We start from the raw sequence: 20,768 nt of genomic DNA, 5'->3' as shown, positions 1-20,768 counted from the left end.
GGGTTCACTCCTCGTCGGCGTCGAACTCCGGATCGATCTGCTCGGGTGACAGCGCGAGCACATCGGCCAGCTCGAGCACCAGCGCGGAGCGCACCAGCCAGGCCAGCCCGGCCCCGGACCGCTCGGCGCGGAGCTCGATCGGGCGCCGGAAGACGACGATCCGGTACGGCTCGTGCGAGGTGCCGCCGGTGGCGTGGGTGAGCGGGATCTCGGTCGCGTCCAGGTCGAGGTTGGGGACGTCCTCGATGGCGAACTCGACCCGGGCCACCACCTGCGGCAGCCGTTTCTCCAGGCGCGTCACCTCGATCGCGACCACCTCGTCGAACTGGGCGGCGGCGGAGCGTTGCAGCGGCAGCCCGCGCGGCGCGAAGGAGCTCGGCCGGCTGATCGGGCCGAGCATGCCGCGCCCATGGCGGTCGATGTGCCTGCGATGACGGCGAGCCTCGGTCACACGCTCAGCCTAGTGGGGGTAACGTCTGGTCGTGAGCATCGCCAGGATCTGTTCGCGCGCCGCCTGTCATCAGCCGGCCGTTTCGACGCTCACCTACGTCTACGCCGACTCGACCTGCGTCCTCGGTCCGCTCGCGACGTACGCCGAACCGCACTGCTACGACCTCTGCGCCGACCACGCCGACCGCCTCACCGCGCCGAACGGCTGGGAGGTCATCCGCCTCGCTCCGGACCCGGCCGCCGCCGGTCCGTCGTCCGACGACCTGGAGGCGCTGGCGAACGCCGTCCGCGAGGCTGCGCGCCCGCTGCCGCGTCGCGAGCCCGGCCAGGACGTACCAGGCGCGCCGGTCGAGGTGGCCCGCCGCGGCCACCTGCGCATGCTGCAGGACCCGGGCGCCAACACCTCAGAGGGCTAGTTGCCCAGGGCGGCCCGGACGTCGGGCTGCGCGCCCAGCTGCGCCCGGAAGACCAGCGACGTGTTCAACGGCCAGGCGGCCATCTGAGCCACGGCGTCGCTGTCTGCCTTCGCCGGGGGCGTCAGAGTGACACCCGCGATCAGCGAGCCGCGCGTCTGCTCGACGGTCAGGTAGGTCGGCTTGGTCTGCGCCTTCAGCTGGATCGGAACGGTCGTGCCACCCGAGACATCTACTGTCCGCGTCTGCAGCACCTTGCCGCTGGCGTCCCGCAGCTCCAGCTTGAGGCTGGCGGGCTTCTCCAGGGCGGTCAGCTGCAGCGTGGCCGGCTGCGCGTGCGGCGGTAGGACGACGTAGCCCGGGCCGCGGAGCGGATCCGACGAGCCGGTCGAGGCGAAGTCCTCGCCGCTCTTGTCGACCATCCGCACCGAGGCGGTGATCGGCTGGTCCGAGGTCAGGCTGATCGCGCTGGCGTCACCCTTCAGCACCACCTGGAGCGGGATCGCGACAACGGCCCCCGCAGGCAGGCGGACGCTCTCCTGGCCGGCCGGCTTGAACGGGCCGTTCGGGCCGTTCACGGTGACGCCGATGGTCGCCTGCAGGTCGGTCGGGTTGGCCACGATGAGCGTCCGGGCACCGGCGCCGGGGGCGACGGCCGGGACGAACACCTTGTTCGCCGGGGCGGCCGACGGGCCGATCCAGTCGACGCCGCCGGGGCTCTTGTCGGCCTTGGCCGCGTTACTGCGCAACGCGGGCGCCACCCGTCCACCGGTCGACTCGACGTGCAGCGCGAGGTCCTTCTGGCTGCGCGCGAACTGCCCGAGGAAGACCTCGGTCGTCGAGTGCGCGGCGACGACGATGCCCCGGGTGGCCGGGAGCTCCAGTTGGCCCTTGTTCGAGAAGATCGTCACGTTGACCGCGGCGTTGACGCTGTCCAGGTTGGTGAGCGTCAGGACGTCGCGGCGGTCGTTCGCCGTCGACGCGCCGACGAACCAGAAGTCGGAGCCGGGCGCCTGGCACGGCGCGCTCGCCATCCCCTGGTTCGCACCCGTCGTCGCAGTCGCCGTGCTGGTGCCGACCGTGCCGGCCGCGAGCGGACCGGTGCCGACGATCGACAGCGTCTTCGGCTGGGCGGACGGCGTCGTCGCGGCGATCTTGTTGCGGACGAGGACCGACCCGACCGGCGCCGGGTCCTTGCCGAGGGGCGTGATCGACAGCGGCTGCTCCTCGCCGGCCGCCGTCGGCGTGCCCTCGGGCAGCGTCGGGGCGACGGCGTTCACCACGGCGGTCTGCTTGCCCGCGGTCAGCGCCGGGCAGGCGAGCGCCGCGCGGTTGACCACCGAGCGGGCCGGGGACTGCGCGGCCGCCGTCGGCGAGACATCCGGCTTCTTCGGCTGCGTGACGACGGCGAGCCCGCCGACGGCAGCGATCGCCAGCACGCAGATGCCGAGCCGGGCGCGCGGATCCGACAGCAGGCCGCTCATCGGTCTCTCCTAGCGTGGGTGCCGTGCGGGACGGCGACAGTCCGCCGGACGGTCGGCAGACAGAAGACCAGCGCGATGATCCAGCCGATCAGGCCGAGGATGCGCCAGAAGCTGTGCGTGACGTCCTTCAGCGGCGACTCGCCCGTGCCGGCCGATCTGTCCACCAGCCACGACGCATCCCCTTCGTTGGCAGAGGCGCGCGTCAGACCGGGCAGCGAGTCGAGCGTCGACTGCAGCGTCGCATCGACCGGAGCCGGGAGGTAGACGTAGTCGACCGCCAGCGCGGCCAACTGACGGCCCTCTTCACCTGAGCCGCCACCGCCGAGTGTCGACAGGACGTCGGTGATCGGCTTGCTCTGCTCGGGTTTCGGCGCGGCCTCGACCGCACCCATCCGCGGGCCGCCGTCCTTGACCAGGGTGTACCGCATCGCGCCGCCGGTCGTCTTACGGACGACGAGAATCGAGTTCTCCGTCGGCGGGCCTTGCGCGGCCACGAGGTACGCCGGCAGGTCCTGAGCCGGGCCGCGGAACAGCGGCCCATCCATCCCGCGGACGAGCCAGAAACCAGAGGTGATGATCGTCGTGACCAGAACCAGGCCCAGCACGCCCTGCGCGATCAGGTCGCTCGTCTTGCCGACAGCGTCCCAGGCGACCGTGACGGCCACGATCCAGCCCGCGGTCATCAGGAACATCAGCGGGCCGCTACCGCCGCCGAGCCGGCTGGCGACCAGCGTTCCGACCAGACCGGCCAGAGCGGCCGCCCAGCCGAGCAGCTCGTACCGCTGCCGCGACTCGCGCACCAGGCTGACCAGAGCGACCAGAATCAGCGGCAGCGCGAACCACCACGGAGTCGGCCCGCCAACCGGCGTACCGGTCAGGAGATGCGCCAGGCTGTCGCCCGGACCGATCGCAGCCGTCGGACGGCCACCGGCCTCCTGACCGAGTAGCGACGGGTGCAGCACGAGCTGAATCGTCCACGGCAGCACCAGCACCATGCCGAGGACGACGGAGAACACCAACTGGCGGCCCTGTCGCCGCCACCCCAGACCGAGCACGGCGCCGATCACCAGCGTGATGCCGACCAGCACACCCAGCGCCGGCGTGAACGCGAACAGCACGGCTTGGCAGATACCTGCGAACCAGGCGGCCCGCCAACTGCCCTGGATGATCACCCGCCGCCGCCGCGCCACAGTATGCACCGCGGCGCCCAGCAGCGGCAGCACGATCGCCGCGACGACCGTCCCGAGCCGGCCCTGTGTGATGGCGCCGTTCGTGAAGACAGCGATGCCGTACGCCGAGGCGCCCCACGCTCGCGCGACCCGGTCGACGATGAACGACCGCAGCAGAGCCCAGGCCGCAAGCCCAGCCAGCGGGACCGCGCCGAGCAACAGAATGTTCGTCGCGCCGGACGGGCCGAACATGACCGTGGAGAACGCCCAGAACTGCGCCAGCCAGGCAGGCGGCGTCACCCCGGGCGGAGCGGACGCGGCGGCATGCCACAACGCGCCCAAGCTCTCATGTGCCGGCAGCAGCAGGCTGGACCGCAGGACGCCGCTGCCGATCAGACTGCGGGCCGCAACGAACGAACCGAGCGCCAGCACGACCCACGCGACCAGGAACGGCCGCCGGATCAGCTGCCGCCGCCAGCGCGGCTGGTCTACCGCTACCCGCGCGGTGCTCTTCGCACGCCGGGCAGTGGTGACGACCTGCTCCTCGGGCTCATCCGCCCAGGCTTCGCGGATCCGCTCGGAGATCGTGCTGGTGGTCTCCTCCAGGTTGTGCCGGAGCGCGTTGACCGACCGGGAGAAAAGGCCCTTGATGTCCTCGTACGGGACGCGGTCCAGACTGCGGCGGTCCTTACGGGCCTGCGTCCAGCCGCCGGCCAGGACGGTACCGAGCAGCGCCGTCCATTCGTCGACGGCGCCGGACGGCGTCTTACCGAGCAGGAACCAGACCGAGCGCAGGATCGTGCCCAGCAGGAAGCGCAGGATCAGCAGCGGCACCAGCTTGCCCGGTGCGTTCGCCAGGACCGTGTAGTAGGCGTGGGCGCGGTCGAGCTGGTACGCATGCCGCCGCGTGCCCGCCAGCGCCCGCTCACCGGTCGCGGCGGCCTGGGCGTGGTAGACGACCGCGTCAGGAGCGACGCCGACCTGGTAGCCGGCCCGGCTCGCGCGCCAGCCGAAGTCGATGTCGTCGCGGAACATGGGCAGCCGCGGGTCGAAACCGCGCAGCGACTCCCACACGTCGCGCCGGACGAGCATGCCGGCCGAGCTGACGGCGAGCACGTTCCGCGGCTGGTCGTGCTGGCCCTGGTCGAGCTCACCGCTCTCGATGCCGGTGTCGCGGCGGCCGCCCAGCGACGTCGTGACGCCGACCTCGAGCAGCTCGCGGTCCCGCGGCCAGAGCCGCAGCTTCGGGCCCCAGATCCCGACGTCGGGCGCGGTAGTGGCCTGGAGCAACAGCTTCTCCAGGGCCTTCGGCGCCGGCGCGCAGTCGTCGTGCAGCAGCCACAGCCATTCGACGACCGGGATCTGCGCGTCATCGCCGTACGGGCCGTAGGGCGACGGGATCGGCGCGAAACCGACCGCCTCGACGCCGCGGGAGACCGCCGTACCGAAACCCGTCCGGGCGGAGACGCTGACGACCGGCTCGACGCCGGGCATCGCGGCCAGCAGCTCGGCCGTCTCGTCGGTGGAGCCGGTGTCGACCGCGATCAGCCGGTCGGGGCGCGGGTTCAGCGCCCAGAGCGCCTCGGACAGCCGCGGCAACCAGGCGGCGCCTTCGTGCCCGACCACCACCGCGGTGACGACGTGCCTGATCCGCGGGCGACCCATCGGGTCGTCGATGTGGTCGGTCGGGAAGTCGACGGAGTCGAAGAACTCCCAGCCGGCCGGAGCTTCTTGTTCCATGCGGCGCAGTGACACCTCGGTCGGTACGGACGGTCTGGGTCACCATACAGCCGCGCCGGGAGCCTTCGGAAAAGCCGCGGGCCCCGGTGACAGGTGGTCCCCCGGGGCCTCGCGGAAAGATCGTGTGAAGTTGTGTGGCGGCTTCTGCTCAGACCGTCAGACGGCCCTCTTCTTCAGCTTGCGGCGCTCACGCTCCGACAGCCCGCCCCAAATTCCGAAGCGTTCGTCGTTGTGCAGCGCGTACTCCAGGCACTCCCCGCGGACGTCGCACCCGAGGCACACCTTCTTCGCCTCGCGGGTTGACCCGCCCTTCTCCGGGAAGAACGCCTCTGGGTCGGTCTGGGCGCACAGCGCCCGTTCCTGCCAGTTCGGCTCCTCCTCGATCGCCTCACCGTCGACAATCGCCATCAGGCTCTCTGTCACGGTCCGACCTCCTCGACCCTGTTCGTTCCCCTGTACATGTGGGTTTGCGGTCCACATGCCTGACCTCGTCCGTCCTGCGCTCTGCAACGGTCCCCGATACCGAGTGTCCAACGAACGACACGGTTGAAATTACATTCCTGCAATCCACGAAAGTCAAGCCGTGGTCTGCTATTGGCATCATCCGCAACATGGCTGCAAAACAACGAGAGGCCTGTGTACACAGGCCTCTCGTCATCTTGTGGTAGCGCGTGAAGTTCGCTGAACTTGTTTCAGGTCTGCCGGATCCGGTATCGCGGCAAAGGCTTGCTGCCTTTTCGCTGCCTGCTCAGGAAGAGTTCCCGATCAGGACGGCTGCGACCACCAGCCCTGCTGCCCCTGGCCCTGCTGCTGGTTCTGGTCGTCCTTGTCACCCTCGGAAACCCGCGGATCCACGCGGGTTTCGTCCGGCGCGGCCTCGGCCTTCGGCTGCTCGGCGGCGGGCGCGTCGGCAGCCGGAGCGTCTTCGACCGGCCAGCTCTGCTGCTCGCCCTGCCAAGCCTGCGGGGCCTCCGGCTGCGCCTGCTCACCCTGCGACGGCCACTCGGACTGCGGGTAGTCCTGACCGGACGACCACTGCTGCTGCTCCTGCGGCCACTGGGCGGCCTGCTGCTCCTGGCCGCTCCACTGCTGCTGGCCCTCGGAGCTCCACTGCTGCGTCGGCTCGGCGTTCTGACCACCAGCGGACCAGGCCTGCTCGGCCGGCTGCTGCGGCTGCGCCTCGGCGTCGCTCGCAGACCAGGCCTGCTGCTGCTCGCCCTGGTTCCAGCCCTGCTCCTGCGGCCACTGCTGCTCGCCACCCTGCTGGGCAGCGGCGTACCCACCAGCGGCACCAGCAACCGCGCCCGCACCGGCTGCCGCGCCGTAACCGCCGTACTGACCGCCCTGGGCCTGCCCCTGGTCGTACTGGCCTTGCTGGCCGTACTGCCCCTGCTGCTGCCCGTAGCCCTGCTGACCGCCGAACTGCGGCTGCTGCTGGCCGTACTGGTTGCCGTACTGGCCCTGCTGCGCAAACTGACCCGGCTTCGGGGCCCGCACCGGAGCCGGGAGGCCCTGGAAGGTCTTGAAGACGTAGAGGCCCGCAGCGCCGTACAGCGCCAGGCCACCCAGCGCCCAGACGAACGCGACGACCTTCAGGCCGGCGGTGCTGGTCTCGGCGAAACCGGCGAACGCCGTGATCAGGCCGAGCAGCGCAGCGACGCCGGTGATGGCCAGCGCGGCCAGCGTGACGGTCCGCGCGTTCTGGGTGCGCTCACCGGACTCGTTCACCAGCCAGACCGATGCGACCAGCGCCGTCAGCAGCACCAACGCGGGGATGCCGGGAGGGGTGAGAGTGCCTTGCACGCTGCCGGCGGAGGCAGTGAAACCGGCGCCGCCGACGAACAGCCGGATCAGCGCGGCCAGGACGAACAGGCCGGCGAAAGCGAGCAGGATGTACGCGACCGGCTCTCTGAGCTTCTTGGTTGCGTCGGTGACCACGAGGGCTCCTCGGGATGTTGGGGGGCCGTACAACTGAGCTGTGCGGATGTTCGGACCCACCGCAGCATAGTCGTGCGGTGGCTCGGCGCATTGACGACTCGTGCAGACTCTTCCCATGCGATTGACAGTGCTGGCCGGTGGCGTCGGCGGATCCACCTTCCTGCGCGGGCTCATCAAGGCCCGCCCGGACGCCGACATCACCGTGGTGGGGAACACGGCGGACGACATCACGCTGTTCGGGCTCCGGGTCTGCCCGGACCTCGACACGGTGATGTACACGCTTGGCGGCGGTATCTCGGCCGAGCGCGGCTGGGGCCGCGAGGACGAGACCTGGGTGATCAAGGAGGAGTTGGCGGAGTACGGCGTCGAGCCGACCTGGTTCGGGCTCGGCGACCGGGACGTGGCGACCCATCTGGTCCGGACCCAGATGCTGGACGCCGGGTACGGGCTGAGCGCGGTGACCGAGGCGTTGTGTCAGCGCTGGAAGCTCCCGGTGCGGCTGCTGCCGATGAGCGACGACCGGGTCGAGACGCATGTCGTGGTCGACGACCCGGAGCAGCCGGGCAAGCGAAAAGCCATCCACTTCCAGGAGTACTGGGTGCGCTGGCACGCGGAGGTCACGGCCCACCAGATCGTTGCCGTCGGCCAGGAGAAGGCGAAACCGGCCCCCGGCGTCCTGGAGGCGATCCGGGACTGCGACGTGCTGCTGATCCCGCCGTCCAACCCGGTGGTCTCGGTGGGCACGATCCTCGGCGTACCGGGGATCCGGGACGCCGTCCGGGAGACGTCGGCCCCGGTGATCGGGCTGTCGCCGATCATCGGCACCGGTCCGGTCCGCGGGATGGCCGACAAGGTGCTGGCGACCGTGGGCGTCGCGGCGACGGCGTCCGCCGTGGCCCGGTACTACGGGTCCCGCGCGTCCGGCGGCGTCCTCGACGGGTGGCTGATCGACTCGTCGGACGCCATCCAGGCGGATTCGATCGCCGGAGCCGGAATCAACGTGCAGGCGGTGCCGTTGTGGATGACGGACGAGACCACCACCGCCGCGATGGCCGACGCGGCTCTGAACCTCGCGGAGGCAGTGCGGCGATGAGGAAGCACCTGGAAGTCGTACCGGTGACCGGGCTGCCCGAAGTGGCCGCCGGCGACGACCTGGCCGCGCTGATCGGCGAAGCCGCCGACCTGCGCGACGGTGATGTGGTGTCGGTGACGTCGAAGATCATGAGTAAAGCCGAGGGGCGGATCACCACCGGCACCCGGCACGAGGCTGTGAACGCGGAGCTGGTCCGCGTGGTCGCCCAGCGCGGCGACACCCGGATCGTGCAGACGCGTCACGGGTTGGTGATGGCGGCCGCGGGGACGGATACGTCCAACACTGCGCCCGGGACAGTGCTCCTGCTGCCGGTCGACCCAGACGCGTCCGCAGCGGCGCTCAGAACGGCCCTGAAGGACCGGTACGACGTCAATGTCGGCGTAGTGGTCACAGACACGCTGGGGCGGCCGTGGCGGACCGGTCAGATCGATCTGGCGATCGGCGCGGCCGGCGTCCGCGTGGTTGAGGATCTGCGCGGTACGACGGACAGCCACGGCAATGTGCTCGCAGTGACCGAGCCGGCCCTGGCTGACGAGATCGCGAGTGCCAGTGAGCTGGTGAAGGGCAAGGCGGACGGCGTACCAGTGGCGGTGCTGCGCGGGCTGGAGGACGTCGTACTGCCGGTTGGCGAGCACGGGCCGGGCGCGCGGGCGCTGGTACGGGACGCCGAGCACGACATGTTCAGCCTCGGCACGCGGGAGGCGGCGCGGGCCGCCGTACTGGCCCGTCAGGCGCCCAGCGGGCCGCGGGCGGCGGATGCGTCGCTGTGGGAAGGGCTACTCGATACTGTCGAGGGTGTGCGGCTCGACGTGGCTGACAACGCTGTCACGGTCTTTGGTGAGGAACCGGTCACAGTTGGGGTCGTTGCGGAGCGGCTGGCGGTGCTGCTGCACGCGGAGGGCTACGGCGTGAGCGTGCGGACGGGCCCGGGGAGTGAGGCGACGGTCACGTTCGGCTCACGGTCCCGATAGTTTTCTAGGCAACTTCTTAGGGTCCTCTCGTACACTGCATCAGCACGGCGGCGCGGTGGCCGCCCCGACACCGGGAAGACCAACACTGTGGGTAAAGCGTCGTCGCAGAAGCAGTCGCGCCGCCAGATGATCGAGAAGATGCAGCGGGACCAGGCGAGGTCGGACCGGAACCGGACCGTCCTCATCGTGGTCGCATCGATCGTCGTCGGCCTGGCCATCATCGCCTACCCGGCGGTCAAGCTGATCCAGGATTCCCGGGCCAAGGGCCTCGACGTCGGCGAGTTCGGCGTCGCCGCCTCGGCCGCGTCCTGTGACGCGCCGACCGACGACGCGGCCAACGGCACCATGGACCACAAGCCCGAGGGCACCGTCATCGACTACTCGGTCTCGCCGCCCTCGTCCGGCCCGCACTACGCCGACTGGGCGCCGTTCTCGAAGAAGTTCTACACCCTCGACGACCGCCCGGCGATCCCGAACCTGGTGCACAACCTCGAGCACGGCTACACGATCCTCTGGTACCGCGACACCCTCCCCGACGAGCAGAAGTCGCAGATCGAGTCGATCTCCAAGGCCAAACTCCCCGACAGCACCAACGGCAAGTTCATCGCCGCCCCCTTCCGCGTCACCGACGGCAAGGAATGGCCCGCCGGCAAGAACGTCGCCTTCTCCCACTGGTCCGGCAACAAACCCGGCTCCGACAAAGCCTTCGGCCACCGCCAGTTCTGCGGCTCCGTCTCCGGCGAAGCCCTCACCCAGTTCATGGACAAGTACCCCGCCGCCGACGCCCAAGAACCCAACGGCGGCTAACCCCCAGAACAAAGAACTGGCCCCGGCGCACGTTGCGCGCCGGGGCCAGTTCCATGAACGGCCGGCGTCAGGCACGAAGCCGACCGCCGGCCACCCAAGCACATACGGCGCTGACTTCACCCCGCCCTAGCCGGAACTCTTGCGTCGCATACGGACGCTTTGTTTCCACGGAGCCGACGTCGCCGCCGGAGGCTTGCGTACTACAGGTACTTCTCGGCGTGGTCGGATTGGACTTGGGCTACCAGGTCTTTGACGCGTTCGCCGTCGGTGAGGGGGCAGACCATGGTGACGTCCTGGGTGTGGACGATGATGTGGGCGCGGAGGCCTACGGTGGCGATCAGGTGGTTGGGGTCGTCGGTGACGATGATGTTGTCGTGGGAGTCGAGCAGGCAGGAGAGGGTGGTGCCGTCGGTGCGGTTGCCGGCGGCGTCGGCGGCGTAGGTGCCGGCCAGGGCGGCCCAGGAGCCGACGTCGAGCCAGTGGACGGGCATGGGGACGACGACGACCTCGGCGTCCACCTTGCCCTGGGAGGCGGGCTCCATGACGGCGTAGTCGACGCTGATCTTGCGCAGGTTCGGGTAGATGGCGGCCAGGGTGGCGTCGCGGTCGGGGGTGTCCCAGACGGAGGCGACCTGGCGGAGGTTCGCGGCGGACTCGGGGAGCAGCTCGTCGAGCACGCTCAGCACGGTTTCCGCGCGCCAGACGAACATGCCGGAGTTCCACCAGAAGCGGCCGGTGGCCAGGTACTGCTCGGCGGTGGCCAGATCCGGCTTCTCGCGGAAGCGGTCGACGACGTACGCCGACGTCCCGTCGATCGCCGCGCCGCGCTCGATGTAGCCGAGGCCGGTGTGCGGGTGGGTCGGCTCGATGCCGAACGTGACCAGCGACCGGGGCCGTTCCTCGACGACCGCGAACCCGGCCTCGATCGCCGCGCGGAACTCGTCCTCCGGGCTGATCAGGTGGTCCGAGCCGACGAACGCGACGACGGCGTCCGGGTCGTTCCGGGCGACGACGGCCGACGCGAGGCCGACCGCGTTCGCGGTGTCCCGGCGGGCCGGTTCGCCGATGATGGCGTGCGGGCCGAGCTCCGGCAGCTCCTTGCGTACGACGTCGGCGTACGCGCCGACCGTGCACACGTAGATGTTCTCCGGCTCGACGAGCCCCTGCAGCCGGTTGTACGCCACGCGCAGCAACGACTCACCGGCCGCCAGCGGCAGCACCTGCTTCGGCCTGTCGTCCCTGGACATCGGCCACAGCCGCGTCCCCGAGCCCCCGGCCAGGATCACCACGTTTCGCATGGGGACAGACCCTACCGGGATTCGCCAACTCCAGGTGGCAGGCGCAGGTGCGCGAGGTCGGGCGGGACGGGCGAATCCGAAGGCAGGAAGAACGCATCGGACTCCCCGTCGACGCCGGTCGCGGGCGCATCCGTCAGCCGGAACCGGTCCCGCAGGCGGCCGTAGAAGTCCGTCGGCCGCAGTCGCACCAGCCGCAGCGGCCGCGCCGATCCATAGACGCCGATCCAGTCCCCCGGGTCGAGCACGCCGCGCAGCTGCCCGTCGATACTCACCGCCGCCTGCCCCGAATGCGGCAGCACCCGCAGCGCGATCGGCTCATCCGGCGCGGCGATCACGCTGCGGTTGAAGGTCATATGCGGCGCCACCGGCGTGAACACGATCGCATTCGTGTTCGGCGACAGGATCGGCCCACCAGCCGCGAAGCTGTACGCCGTCGACCCAGTCGGCGTCGCCACGATCACGGCGTCCGCCGAGTACGACGCCAGCAACCGCCCGGACAGGTACACCCCCAGCGCCACCTGGTGATCGCGCGCGAGCTTCTCCAGTACGACGTCGTTCAGCGCGGTCACGTCGAGCGCAAGACCCCAGCCGTTCCCCTCGGTGCTCTCCGGCCGCACCGCCGGCGGCGGAAGCGCCGGACCATGCCCGTACCGCAGCAGCGACTCGATTCCCTCCGGGATCTCCAGCGCCCGGGACGCGCGCATCGTCAGCGTCATCCGCTCCTCGATCGTCGCGCCGCCGTGGTGCACGGCCTCGAGCGCCGCCTCGACGTCCTTACACGCCACCTCGGTCAGAAACCCGACCTTGCCCAGGTCCACCCCCAGGACGGCGGCGTCGTTCTTGGCCGCGATCCGCGCGCCGCGCAGGAACGTGCCGTCGCCGCCGAGCGTGACAACCAGATCCGGATCCCCAGCATGGTGCAACTCGGCCATCCCACCGCGCCGATGCCCGTGGTCCTGCCAGACATCGATATCAGTACAGCCGATCCCATGCCGATCCGCCCACTCCCGCACGGTCCCCGCCGTCCGCACAGCCATCTCCCGCCCCTGATGAACCACCAGCCCGATCCGCTCCACCACAGCCCGCTCCTCCCTCACCCACAAGTCCCCCAACCGTAGCCGGAACACCCGCCGCCCCCGTCCCCCATCCGCCGCCCCGCAGGCCGACGCCCCTGGACGCCCCGAGCGCCGTACCCGCGCCCTTGAGCCACGAGCTTCGTAGGTGGACCCACGAGCTTCGTGGGCGGACCCGTGAGCTTCGTGGGCGGACCCGTGAACTGGTGGGTCTGCCACCTGCCTGCAGCAGGCCACCCCACCCGCCGATGGGCGGACCCACCAAACGCGGGGAGGCGGACGCCCGGTGGGTCCGGGGCGGGTGACCCGGCGGGCCGGGTGAGCAGGTGACCCGCGAGGCGGGAGGCCGGGGGTTCAGTGGCGGCCCGGTGGGTCAGGGCGGTAGCCCGGGGTGAGCGCGGGGCCCGGGTGGGTCGGCCCACGAACTGGTGGGTCGGCCACCTGCCTGCGGCAGGCCGTCCCACCCGCCGCTGGGTGGACCCACCAAACGCGAGGACGCGGACGCGCGCGTCCGGGGCGGGTGCCCCGGCCCGTCGGGTGGGCGGGTGGGGTGACCTGGGGTGGGTGACCGGTGTGTGGGTGACCAGCGGGCGGGCGAGTGGGCATCCGCAGGTCGAGCGCTTGGTGGGCGGGCCCAGCACTTGGTGGGTTGGCTACCTGCCTGCGGTAGGCCACCCCACCCGCCGATGGGCGGACCCACCAAATGCGGGGGGACCCGGTGGGAGAGCCGGGGTAGGTGGGTGGTGGGCCGGGGGGCCGGGTGGGTGGTGGGCCGGAGGGCGGGGGTCGGGGGGGCGGGGGGCGGGGGCTGGGGTGGGTGGAGTTAGCCGGCGGCTTCTGCCTCGTGGTGCATTCGGGCGAATTCGGTGCGGAATTGGGGGCGGTCGGTGATGGGTTCGGACCAGGGGATGCGGATTTGGACGGGGGTGCCGGTGGTTAGTTGGGCGGTGAAGATGGCGGCGGTTTGGTCCAGGGCGGTGAGTTCTGCGGCGGTTGCGTCGGGGCGGTTGCCGAGGACTTGGACTATTTCGAGGGAGTGGGCGCTGTGTTCGGCGTTCATGTGTTTGAGGACGGCGGCGATGATCTCCGGCGTGAAGGGGTGGGTCATGCCTTCTTCCTCCGGGTGGCGAGGGTGATCAGGACGCCGGCCAGCAGGAGGACGCCGCCGCCGATGGGCAGCCAGAGTCCCGCGCCACCGGTGTTCGCGAGTGAACCGGTCGGCTTGGTCGGGGTGTCGGTGACTGGCGGCGTCGTCTTCGTGGGAGACGGAGTCGGCGTGGGAGACGGGGTCGGCGTGGGCGTCGGGGTCGGCGTGGGAGACGGGGTCGGCGTGGGTGTCGGCGTCGGGGTGGTTGCTGACGACACCGAGAAGTTGGCGGCCGCGGTCAGGCCGGAGGGGCCGTTCAGCGTCAGGACGTGCTTGCCGACGGCAAAGTCGGCCGGCACCTTCCAGGTGAAGCGAACCTTGCCCTCGGCATCGGCCACCTGCTCACCGACGGCCGGCCCAGCGGACTTGGCCGAAGCGACGGCGGTCGCGAACTCCAGCGGAACCCGGACGTCGAACGCCCGGTTCGCCGTCGACCGGTGGTCGGCCCGCAGGTACAGCACGCAGCCCTTCGCGGTCTTGGCGCAGTCGGTCAGCTCGTCCTTCGAAGACACCGTCAACGTCGTCCGCGCGATCAGGCCGGCCCCGATCTTGACGACGATGTTCTCCGAACCGGCGTACGGGAAGTTGGTGATCCACGCCGACTGCCCGGATTTCCCGGTCATGTCGGCGCCGCCGATCGCCGGGGAGGCCTGCTGCCCCGGGCCGTTGTCGACGGCAGTCAGCGTGTAGAACCCACTGGGCGCGGCCGCGGTGTTCTCCTTGCTGTTCTTCAGTCCGCTGACCTTCACGGCGAGCTTCGCGCCGTCCGCCAGCCGCAGCTTGCCCCCGGCAACTGTCAGCGGCTTGCTGTCGGCGGAGCTGACCGTCACGGTCTGCCCGTTGCTGTTACTGAAGCTGTACTCCGTGGCCCCCGGCGGCGCCTCGGCGTCGACAACCGCCGACACCTTCTGCCCAGCCGGGAATCCGCTGCCGTCAGCAACCAATTCACCGCCCTGCTTCACAGTTTCCGGCGTCACGGCAACCTTCGGCTCGGCACCCGTCACGGTCAGCACGACCGCGGACGTCGTCGCCGAACCGGCTGCATTGCTGAACACGGCCCGGAACCGGGCGTCGTGGTCCGCCGCCTGGACGCCGGTCAGCGCGAGCGTCGTGGTGACAGCGGACGGCGACGCGATCGGCGCCCAGGTCTTGCCTGCGTCCGAACTGCGCTCCCACTGCACGGTCGGCGCCGGCGTACCGGTCGCCGCCGCGGTGAACTGAACATTGCTGCCAGCAACCACAGTCGCAGCCTTGGGCTGGGTGGTCACCACCGGCAGGACCGGCTGCGGGCCGGGGGTCTTGAAGGTGATCGCCTTGAAAACGTCCTGGGTACGGTCGCCGCGCAGGTCGATCACCTCGTTGTCGGAGGCGAGCGGCGAGTTGAAACTCGCGAAGTAGCAGGCAACGGCCTTGCAGTCGATCTGCACACCTTCGTTGGTGAAGGTGACCACTGCCGGGACGGTCGTCTGGAACGCACCGGCCGCCGAGGTGACGACGCGCTGTGCGCCGGTGAACGGCGACGGGTTCGACGTACCAGGAGTGCCCTGCGGGGTCTGAGCGACGTACAGCGCGCGGTTCGGCGCGTAGCCGGCGCCCTTCACGGTGACGGTCTGGCCGTCGGTCAGGTCGGTGCTCGGCTCGACCGTGAGAACCGGCGTGCTGCCGGTGAAGACGATCGGCTTGAAGAGCTCTTGGGCGGCGTTCGGGGCGGCCCCGCCGGCGGCGTACGTCGCGATCCCGTACGTGCCGGTGGCGGCGTCGGCCGGCTTGACGTTCAGCGTGGCCTCGAAGGTGCCGTCCGGCTTGAGCGTGACGAACGCCGGGTCCGGGCCGGGGCGGGACGAGTCGGGCAGAGCCCACTTCTGGTCCAGCACGCGGCGGGTTGCGGCCGGGGCGCCCTCGGAGGGTCGCCAGGTCTTGTCGAAGCTGCCGAAGACGACGTACACGCCGGTGGGCTGGCCGACCGGGACCGGCGGCCGCGTGGACAGATTCGCCGCCGGGTCGAAGCCGCTACCGCGGACGGTCGCGGTCACGCCCTGCGGCGGGACGGTGGTCAGCGGCTTGCCGTCGGGGCCGACGACGTCGAGCTTCGGCTGCCAGACCGGGGTCGTGGTGAGTTCGACGGCGAAGCTGATCGGGTCGAGCGCCGTACCGGCGGTGTAGAAGCCGGCGAAGGCGGGGACGCCGGCTTCGGTCAGGGTGGTGGTCGCGCCGAGGACGGTGGCGACGTCGTCCTTGATCACGACCGGATGCGCGGTCAGATCGACATTTGCGAGCTCGACGTCGTCGTACGTGGTCGGCTGGCCGGTCTCCAGGCTCTTGCTGGTCACGTCGGCGATGATCTTGCCGCTGCTGCCGGCGAGCGCGATACGAATGTCCTTCGCGGTCACCTCGAGGAGCGGGTTACCGGCCTGCATCTCGTGACCCTTGAAGTACACGCCGCCCTGGAAGGCGACTTGCGTCGCCGTGCCGGTGCCGTTCGCGAAGCGGAACGTGCCGTCGGCGTTGCGGGTCGTCGGCGGCTGGAGGGTGATCGAGCCGTGCGCGATCGGACCCTCGATGTACGTGCGGAAGGACGCCTTGAGCCCCCAGTCGAGGGAGCCCGTCGGGGGCGGGGTCGGCGTCGGGTTGTCGCCCGCGAAGGCGACCTTGACGCCGAGCTCGTGGGCCGCGTTGACCGCGCCGCCGCCGGGGTAGGTGTAGACGCCGTAGTTGCGCGGGTTCTCCGCGACGGTCTTCGCCTTCACGGTGACTTCGAAGGTGCCGTCCGGGTTCAGCAGCACCATCCGCGGCTTCTGCGCCGGGAAGTCCCGCTGCACCTGGTCGAACGACGGCTGCGGCACCGCCCACTTCGTGTCGATCAGAGTCCGCGTGCTCGCATCCGCCCCCGTCGACGGCTGCCAGGCCTCCGCAAAACTCCCGAAAACCACATACACCCCAGCCGGCTGCCCAGGCGTCACCGGCACCCGAGTCGACACATTAGCCGCCGGATCAAACCCAGACCCCTTCACCAACAGGTCCTCCCCATTGGTCACCCCAGTCGTCTTCGACACCTCGATCTTGGGAGTAAACGCAGCCGGCGCCTGCGGCGCCGGGTTGGAGGAAGAGCCGGGGTCGAAGGAGGAGCCAGGGGCGGAGGTCGAGCCGGCGTCGCCGGAACCAGAACCCGAGCCCGGGCCGGTCTCGCTGGCGAGAGCGCCTGCACCGGCCGCGACGGGCGCCTGCGGCGTCGGGTCTTCGGCGTGAGCAGGCAGCGTCAGACCGAGCGCAGCGAGAGCAAGCGCCGCGACGGAGGCTGCAGCCCGCACACCGCGACGCCTCGAACGCGCAGCCAAACCCGCGGCAGCGGGAGACGCCGCGGGCGCGTGCTCCGACGGGGCTCGGCGGCTGCGGCCGAGGATGCGGCGGGCTGCGGTGCGGGTGGGCCGGGGGCGGCGGGTCATGCCTGGGGCTCCTTGGTCTTGCGGCGGGAGAGGAGAACTAGGGCGGCGCCGCCGCCTAGGAGGGCTAGGGCTGCTGCGCCGAAGCCGAGGGCGAGGCCGCCGGTGTTGGCGAGGGAGCCTTTGGGTTTGCTGGTGTCGTTACCGCCACTGCCGGTGGTGGGGGCGGTGGTGGGTTGGTTCGTGGGGTTCTTGGTGGGGGTGGTGGTCGGGTTTCCCCCGGAGCCGCTGCCGGTGAAGGTGACGGGGATGAGGACGTCGGCGGAGCGGTCGGCGGTGCGGGTGTGGTCGGCGCGGGTGCCGATGACGCAGCCGAGCGGGGCGGTCTTCTTGTCCAGGCAGTTGGTGAACTGGTCCTTGGCCTTGACGGTGAGCTGGACCTCGAAGGAGCCCTTGCCACCGGATTGGGTGAAGGGGCGGGCGAGGCCTTCGCCGTACGAGGGCGGGTTGGAGGAGATCCAGACCGAGGAGCCGGACTCGCCCTTCATGTCGACGCCGCCCAGACATGGCGACGGTAGTTGCCCTGGGCCCTTGTTCACGCAGAAGGCGACGTAAATGCCCTTGTTCGGATCGAAGCCGCTGCCCTTGACGGTCACCTTGGTCCCGGCCGGGTCGAGTCCGCTCGTCCGGGACGCCGTCACCGTCTGGCCGTTCGGCCCGGAGGCCGCGGGGGCGGCGGCCGCGGGCAACGCCGTACCGGTCACTCCGAGGGCCAGCACCAGCCCGGCCAGCCACAGTCCCACCCTGGTCGTCACGCTCTGTTCCTCCCCAGCTGCACTTCTGTGCTGGACACAAAAAGTGCAGGTTAGCCTCACCTAACATGCAATTGGTTAGGCTAACCTAACTCTCGTGACCCCACAATCGGGCCCGCCGGCCACCGCACAGCCGTCGTTCTCGCAGCGCCTCCGGGAGCGGAGTATGCGTATGCATCAGGACGCCGAAGGAAGCAGCTATCTCACGGCCCTGACCGGAGGCCGGCTCGACCTCACGGCGTACGCCGCCCTGGTCGCGCAGCACGCCGCCATCTACCAGGCCCTCGAAGACCTCGCGGACCGGTTGAGCGGCGACCCCGTGGCCGGCCGATTCGTCTTCCCGGACCTGCACCGGCGGACGGCGCTCGAGGCCGACCTGGCCTTCCTGCGCGCCCGTGGCGTCCCGATCCCGGAGCCGACCGCGGCCACCCGCGAGTACGCCGCCCGCCTGGCCGAGCTGACCGAGTGGCCGGCCGGATTCGTGGCCCACCACTACGTGCGCTACCTGGGCGACCTGTCCGGCGGGCAGGCGATCGGCCGGCTGATCGCGACGGAGTACGGGCTGGTCCCGGGTGGCGACGGCGTCCGGTTCTACGTGTTCGACAACGTGAAGCCGAAGCCGTTCAAGGACGCCTACCGGCTGCTGCTCGACGAGGCGCCGTTCGACGACGCCGAGCAGGAGCGCGTGCTGGAGGAGGTCCTGCTCGCCTACCGGTTCAACGTCGACGTCCTGGCCTCGCTGGCCGATCAGATCCTGCCGCACTACCCCCAGGTCGCCTCGTGACGCTGGACCTGTCCCGCACCTACCGGACGGCGATCCTCGTCGTCCTGCTGCTCATCGTCACCGTGGGGTGCGCCGGACCGGCCACCACCCCGGCCGCCGGGCAGCCCGCGACCGCCGACGCCTGCCGCCCACCGGTCAAGGGTTTCGCGGTCACGACCGACGCCGACGGCAAACCATTGCCCAAGGCAAGCACCACCGAACAACCCGGCCCGGACCCGCACACCCTGACCGGCCCGGCCACCGCGACGCTCAGCGACCACGCGATCCACCCGGTCGTGGCGTCGAGTGAACCGAAGCTGCCGGTCGACGTGAAATCGTGTGACGGCAAGCAGGTGCAGGTCAAGGACGTCAGCCGGATCATCCCGGTCGACCTGTACGGCACGCTGGCCGAGATCGTGTTCAGCCTCGGCCTCGGCGACAAGGTCGTCGGCCGGGACACCTCGACCGGGTTCCCCGAGGCGGCCAAACTGCCGAAGGTGACGCCGTCCGCACACGATCTGAACGCCGAGGCGATCCTGTCCCTCGACCCGACCGTCGTGCTGACCGACAAGAGCATCGGGCCGCCCGAGGTGATCGAGCAGTTGCGGGCGTCCGGCGTACCGGTGATCTTCTTCAGCGACGCGCGGACGATGGACGGGATGCCCAGCCAGATCCGCGCGGTCGCGGCGGCGCTCGGCGTCCCGGAGCGCGGCGAGGAGCTGGTCAAGCGGACCGCGGAGGAGATCTCGACGTCGCTGGCGCTCGCGCCGGCGTCCGGGAAGCCGTTGCGGATGACGTTCCTGTACATCCGCGGGTCGGCCGGGGTGTATCTGATGAGCGGGCCGGGGTCGGGCGCGGACGCGATGATCCAGGCGATCGGCGGGATCGACACCGGGACCGACATCGGGCTGGACAAGACGTTCGTGCCGCTGACCAGCGAGGCGCTGATCCGGGCGCAGCCCGAGGTGATCATCGTGATGACCGAGGGGCTGAAGTCGGTGAAGGGCGTCGACGGGCTGCTGAAGATCCCCGGGATCGGCCAGACGCCGGCCGGGCAGCGACAGCGAATCATCGACATGAACGACACCGAGCTGCTCGGCTTCGGACCGCGGACCGGCCGGACAGTCGCCGCACTCGCGAAGGCGGTCTACACGCCTTGAGCCGGTTGCGATCGCTGGGCCTGGTCGGATTCCTGGTCGTCGCGCTGGTGGCGCTGGTGATCGTTGCCGCGGGCATCGGTCAGCTGCGGATCCCGCCGGCCGAGATCGTCGGATCGATCCTGCATCGGCTCGGGCTCGACCTCGGGCCGATGCCGGCCCATCCCCAGGGTGACAACGCGTTGTGGAAAGTGCGGTTCCCGCGAGTGGCGCTCGCCGTCCTGGTCGGGGCCTCGCTGGCGACCGCGGGTGCGCTGATGCAGGGCGTGTTCGGGAACCCGCTGGCCGAGCCGTCGGTGGTCGGGGTGTCGTCGGGCGCGGCCGTCGGCGCGAGTCTGGTGATCGTGACCGGCGTGAACTTCCTCGGGAACTGGACGATCGCGGCGGCCGCCTTCGTGACCGGCCTGGGGACGACGCTGCTCGTGCACTCGCTGTCGCGGGCCGGCGGGCGCACCGAGGTCGTGACACTGGTGCTGACCGGGATCGCGGTCAACTCGCTGGCCTTCACGCTGATCTCGTTCGCGACGTTCATCGCGAACACGAGCGCGCGTGAACAGCTCGTCTTCTGGCAGCTGGGCAGTCTGAACGGCGCCACCTGGCCGGCCGTGACCGCCGTCCTGCCGTTCACCGTGGTCGGAGTGGTCGCGTCGATCATCCTGGCCCGGCGGCTCGATCTGCTCTCGCTGGGCGATCGGTCCGCGGCGCATCTCGGGGTGGACGTCGAGCGGCTCCGGCTGACGGTGATCGTGGTGGTCGCGCTGCTGGTCGGGGCGGGGGTCGCGTTCGCGGGGATCATCGGGTTCGTGGGCCTCGTCGTACCGCACCTGATCCGGATGATCGCCGGGCCCGGGCACCGGTTGTTGCTCCCGGCAAGCGCATTGGGCGGCGCGGTGCTGACCATCGTGGCCGATCTGCTGGCGCGCACGCTGATCCGGAACGCCGACCTGCCGATCGGCATGATCACCTCGCTCGTCGGCGCGCCGTTCTTCTTCTGGCTGCTCCGCCGGACCCGCATCCGCCAAGGAGGCTGGGGATGAAACGCCGCCTCCCGACCCGAATGGACTCCGGCGCCA

17 protein-coding genes are annotated in these 20,768 nt (G+C 70.6%); 7 read left to right on the top strand and 10 right to left on the bottom strand.

The features are described from left to right. Positions 1-4: 4 nt before the first annotated feature. Positions 5-451 (bottom strand): metallopeptidase family protein, encoded by a 447-nt coding sequence (locus HPO96_RS31910; RefSeq protein WP_337796893.1) that lies wholly within the window; start codon positions 449-451, stop codon positions 5-7. Between the two features lie 31 nt (positions 452-482). Between HPO96_RS31910 and HPO96_RS31905 the strand changes: the two genes are divergently transcribed. Continuing rightward, a complete protein-coding gene (locus tag HPO96_RS31905) occupies positions 483-866 on the top strand; it encodes a DUF3499 family protein (RefSeq protein ID WP_171678095.1) in 384 nt (127 codons plus the stop codon). Here the strand turns inward: HPO96_RS31905 and HPO96_RS31900 are convergent. From HPO96_RS31900 to HPO96_RS31885, 4 genes are all read right to left on the bottom strand, one after another. Beyond that, positions 863-2,347 (bottom strand): DUF5719 family protein, encoded by a 1,485-nt coding sequence (locus tag HPO96_RS31900; RefSeq protein ID WP_171678094.1) that lies wholly within the window; start codon positions 2,345-2,347, stop codon positions 863-865. The genes HPO96_RS31905 and HPO96_RS31900 overlap by 4 nt on opposite strands. Then, the gene (locus HPO96_RS31895) at positions 2,344-5,256 is read right to left on the bottom strand and encodes a glycosyltransferase (protein ID WP_171678093.1); all 2,913 of its coding nucleotides are present in this window, start codon (positions 5,254-5,256) and stop codon (positions 2,344-2,346) included. Before HPO96_RS31895 ends, HPO96_RS31900 begins: the two co-directional genes overlap by 4 nt. Positions 5,257-5,412: 156 nt before the next feature. Further along, the gene (locus HPO96_RS31890) at positions 5,413-5,664 is read right to left on the bottom strand and encodes a WhiB family transcriptional regulator (RefSeq protein WP_171678158.1); all 252 of its coding nucleotides are present in this window, start codon (positions 5,662-5,664) and stop codon (positions 5,413-5,415) included. A gap of 357 nt (positions 5,665-6,021) precedes the next feature. After that, positions 6,022-7,194 carry a cation:proton antiporter gene (locus HPO96_RS31885; RefSeq protein ID WP_171678092.1) on the bottom strand — a complete coding sequence of 391 codons (1,173 nt, stop codon included), beginning with the start codon at positions 7,192-7,194 and terminating at the stop codon, positions 6,022-6,024. 115 nt (positions 7,195-7,309) lie between these two features. On the opposite strand from HPO96_RS31885, the gene cofD reads away from it, so the two are divergent. The 3 genes from cofD to HPO96_RS31870 all read left to right on the top strand — a co-directional run bounded on the left by cofD (position 7,310) and on the right by HPO96_RS31870 (position 10,065). Beyond that, the gene (gene cofD, locus HPO96_RS31880; protein ID WP_171678091.1) at positions 7,310-8,287 is read left to right on the top strand and encodes a 2-phospho-L-lactate transferase; all 978 of its coding nucleotides are present in this window, start codon (positions 7,310-7,312) and stop codon (positions 8,285-8,287) included. After that, positions 8,284-9,258 carry a coenzyme F420-0:L-glutamate ligase gene (locus tag HPO96_RS31875; protein ID WP_171678090.1) on the top strand — a complete coding sequence of 325 codons (975 nt, stop codon included), beginning with the start codon at positions 8,284-8,286 and terminating at the stop codon, positions 9,256-9,258. Before cofD ends, HPO96_RS31875 begins: the two co-directional genes overlap by 4 nt. Positions 9,259-9,345: 87 nt before the next feature. Continuing rightward, positions 9,346-10,065 (top strand): DUF3105 domain-containing protein, encoded by a 720-nt coding sequence (locus HPO96_RS31870; protein ID WP_171678089.1) that lies wholly within the window; start codon positions 9,346-9,348, stop codon positions 10,063-10,065. Between the two features lie 200 nt (positions 10,066-10,265). Here the strand turns inward: HPO96_RS31870 and HPO96_RS31865 are convergent, their stop codons facing one another. The 5 genes from HPO96_RS31865 to HPO96_RS31845 all read right to left on the bottom strand — a co-directional run bounded on the left by HPO96_RS31865 (position 10,266) and on the right by HPO96_RS31845 (position 17,778). Next, positions 10,266-11,363, bottom strand: a complete 1,098-nt coding sequence (locus tag HPO96_RS31865; RefSeq protein ID WP_171678088.1) for a mannose-1-phosphate guanylyltransferase — start codon at positions 11,361-11,363, stop codon at positions 10,266-10,268. A gap of 11 nt (positions 11,364-11,374) precedes the next feature. Continuing rightward, positions 11,375-12,442: an NAD(+)/NADH kinase gene (locus HPO96_RS31860; RefSeq protein ID WP_337796892.1), complete on the bottom strand. Its 1,068-nt coding sequence runs from the start codon at positions 12,440-12,442 to the stop codon at positions 11,375-11,377. An 817-nt stretch (positions 12,443-13,259) separates the two neighbouring features. After that, complete coding sequence (locus HPO96_RS31855) at positions 13,260-13,544, bottom strand: DUF2470 domain-containing protein (protein WP_171678087.1); 285 nt, start codon at positions 13,542-13,544, stop codon at positions 13,260-13,262. After that, a complete protein-coding gene (locus HPO96_RS31850) occupies positions 13,541-17,026 on the bottom strand; it encodes an HtaA domain-containing protein (RefSeq protein WP_171678086.1) in 3,486 nt (1,161 codons plus the stop codon). Before HPO96_RS31850 ends, HPO96_RS31855 begins: the two co-directional genes overlap by 4 nt. Beyond that, positions 17,023-17,778 carry a hypothetical protein gene (locus tag HPO96_RS31845; protein WP_171678085.1) on the bottom strand — a complete coding sequence of 252 codons (756 nt, stop codon included), beginning with the start codon at positions 17,776-17,778 and terminating at the stop codon, positions 17,023-17,025. Before HPO96_RS31845 ends, HPO96_RS31850 begins: the two co-directional genes overlap by 4 nt. A 94-nt stretch (positions 17,779-17,872) precedes the next feature. On the opposite strand from HPO96_RS31845, the gene HPO96_RS31840 reads away from it, so the two are divergent. From HPO96_RS31840 to HPO96_RS31830, 3 genes are read left to right on the top strand one after another with little or no spacing between them, the layout of a single operon-like run. Continuing rightward, positions 17,873-18,559, top strand: coding sequence for a biliverdin-producing heme oxygenase (locus tag HPO96_RS31840; RefSeq protein ID WP_337796891.1), 687 nt, complete (start codon positions 17,873-17,875; stop codon positions 18,557-18,559). Further along, positions 18,556-19,698 (top strand): heme/hemin ABC transporter substrate-binding protein, encoded by a 1,143-nt coding sequence (locus tag HPO96_RS31835; RefSeq protein ID WP_337796890.1) that lies wholly within the window; start codon positions 18,556-18,558, stop codon positions 19,696-19,698. The genes HPO96_RS31840 and HPO96_RS31835 overlap by 4 nt, the downstream gene beginning before the upstream one ends. Then, positions 19,695-20,732: a FecCD family ABC transporter permease gene (locus tag HPO96_RS31830; protein WP_171678083.1), complete on the top strand. Its 1,038-nt coding sequence runs from the start codon at positions 19,695-19,697 to the stop codon at positions 20,730-20,732. The genes HPO96_RS31835 and HPO96_RS31830 overlap by 4 nt, the downstream gene beginning before the upstream one ends. Positions 20,733-20,768: the final 36 nt, after the last annotated feature.

The organism is Kribbella sandramycini, from assembly GCF_013131805.1.
Taxonomy (GTDB): domain Bacteria; phylum Actinomycetota; class Actinomycetes; order Propionibacteriales; family Kribbellaceae; genus Kribbella; species Kribbella sandramycini.
This window is presented reverse-complemented; position numbering and strand designations above follow the sequence as displayed.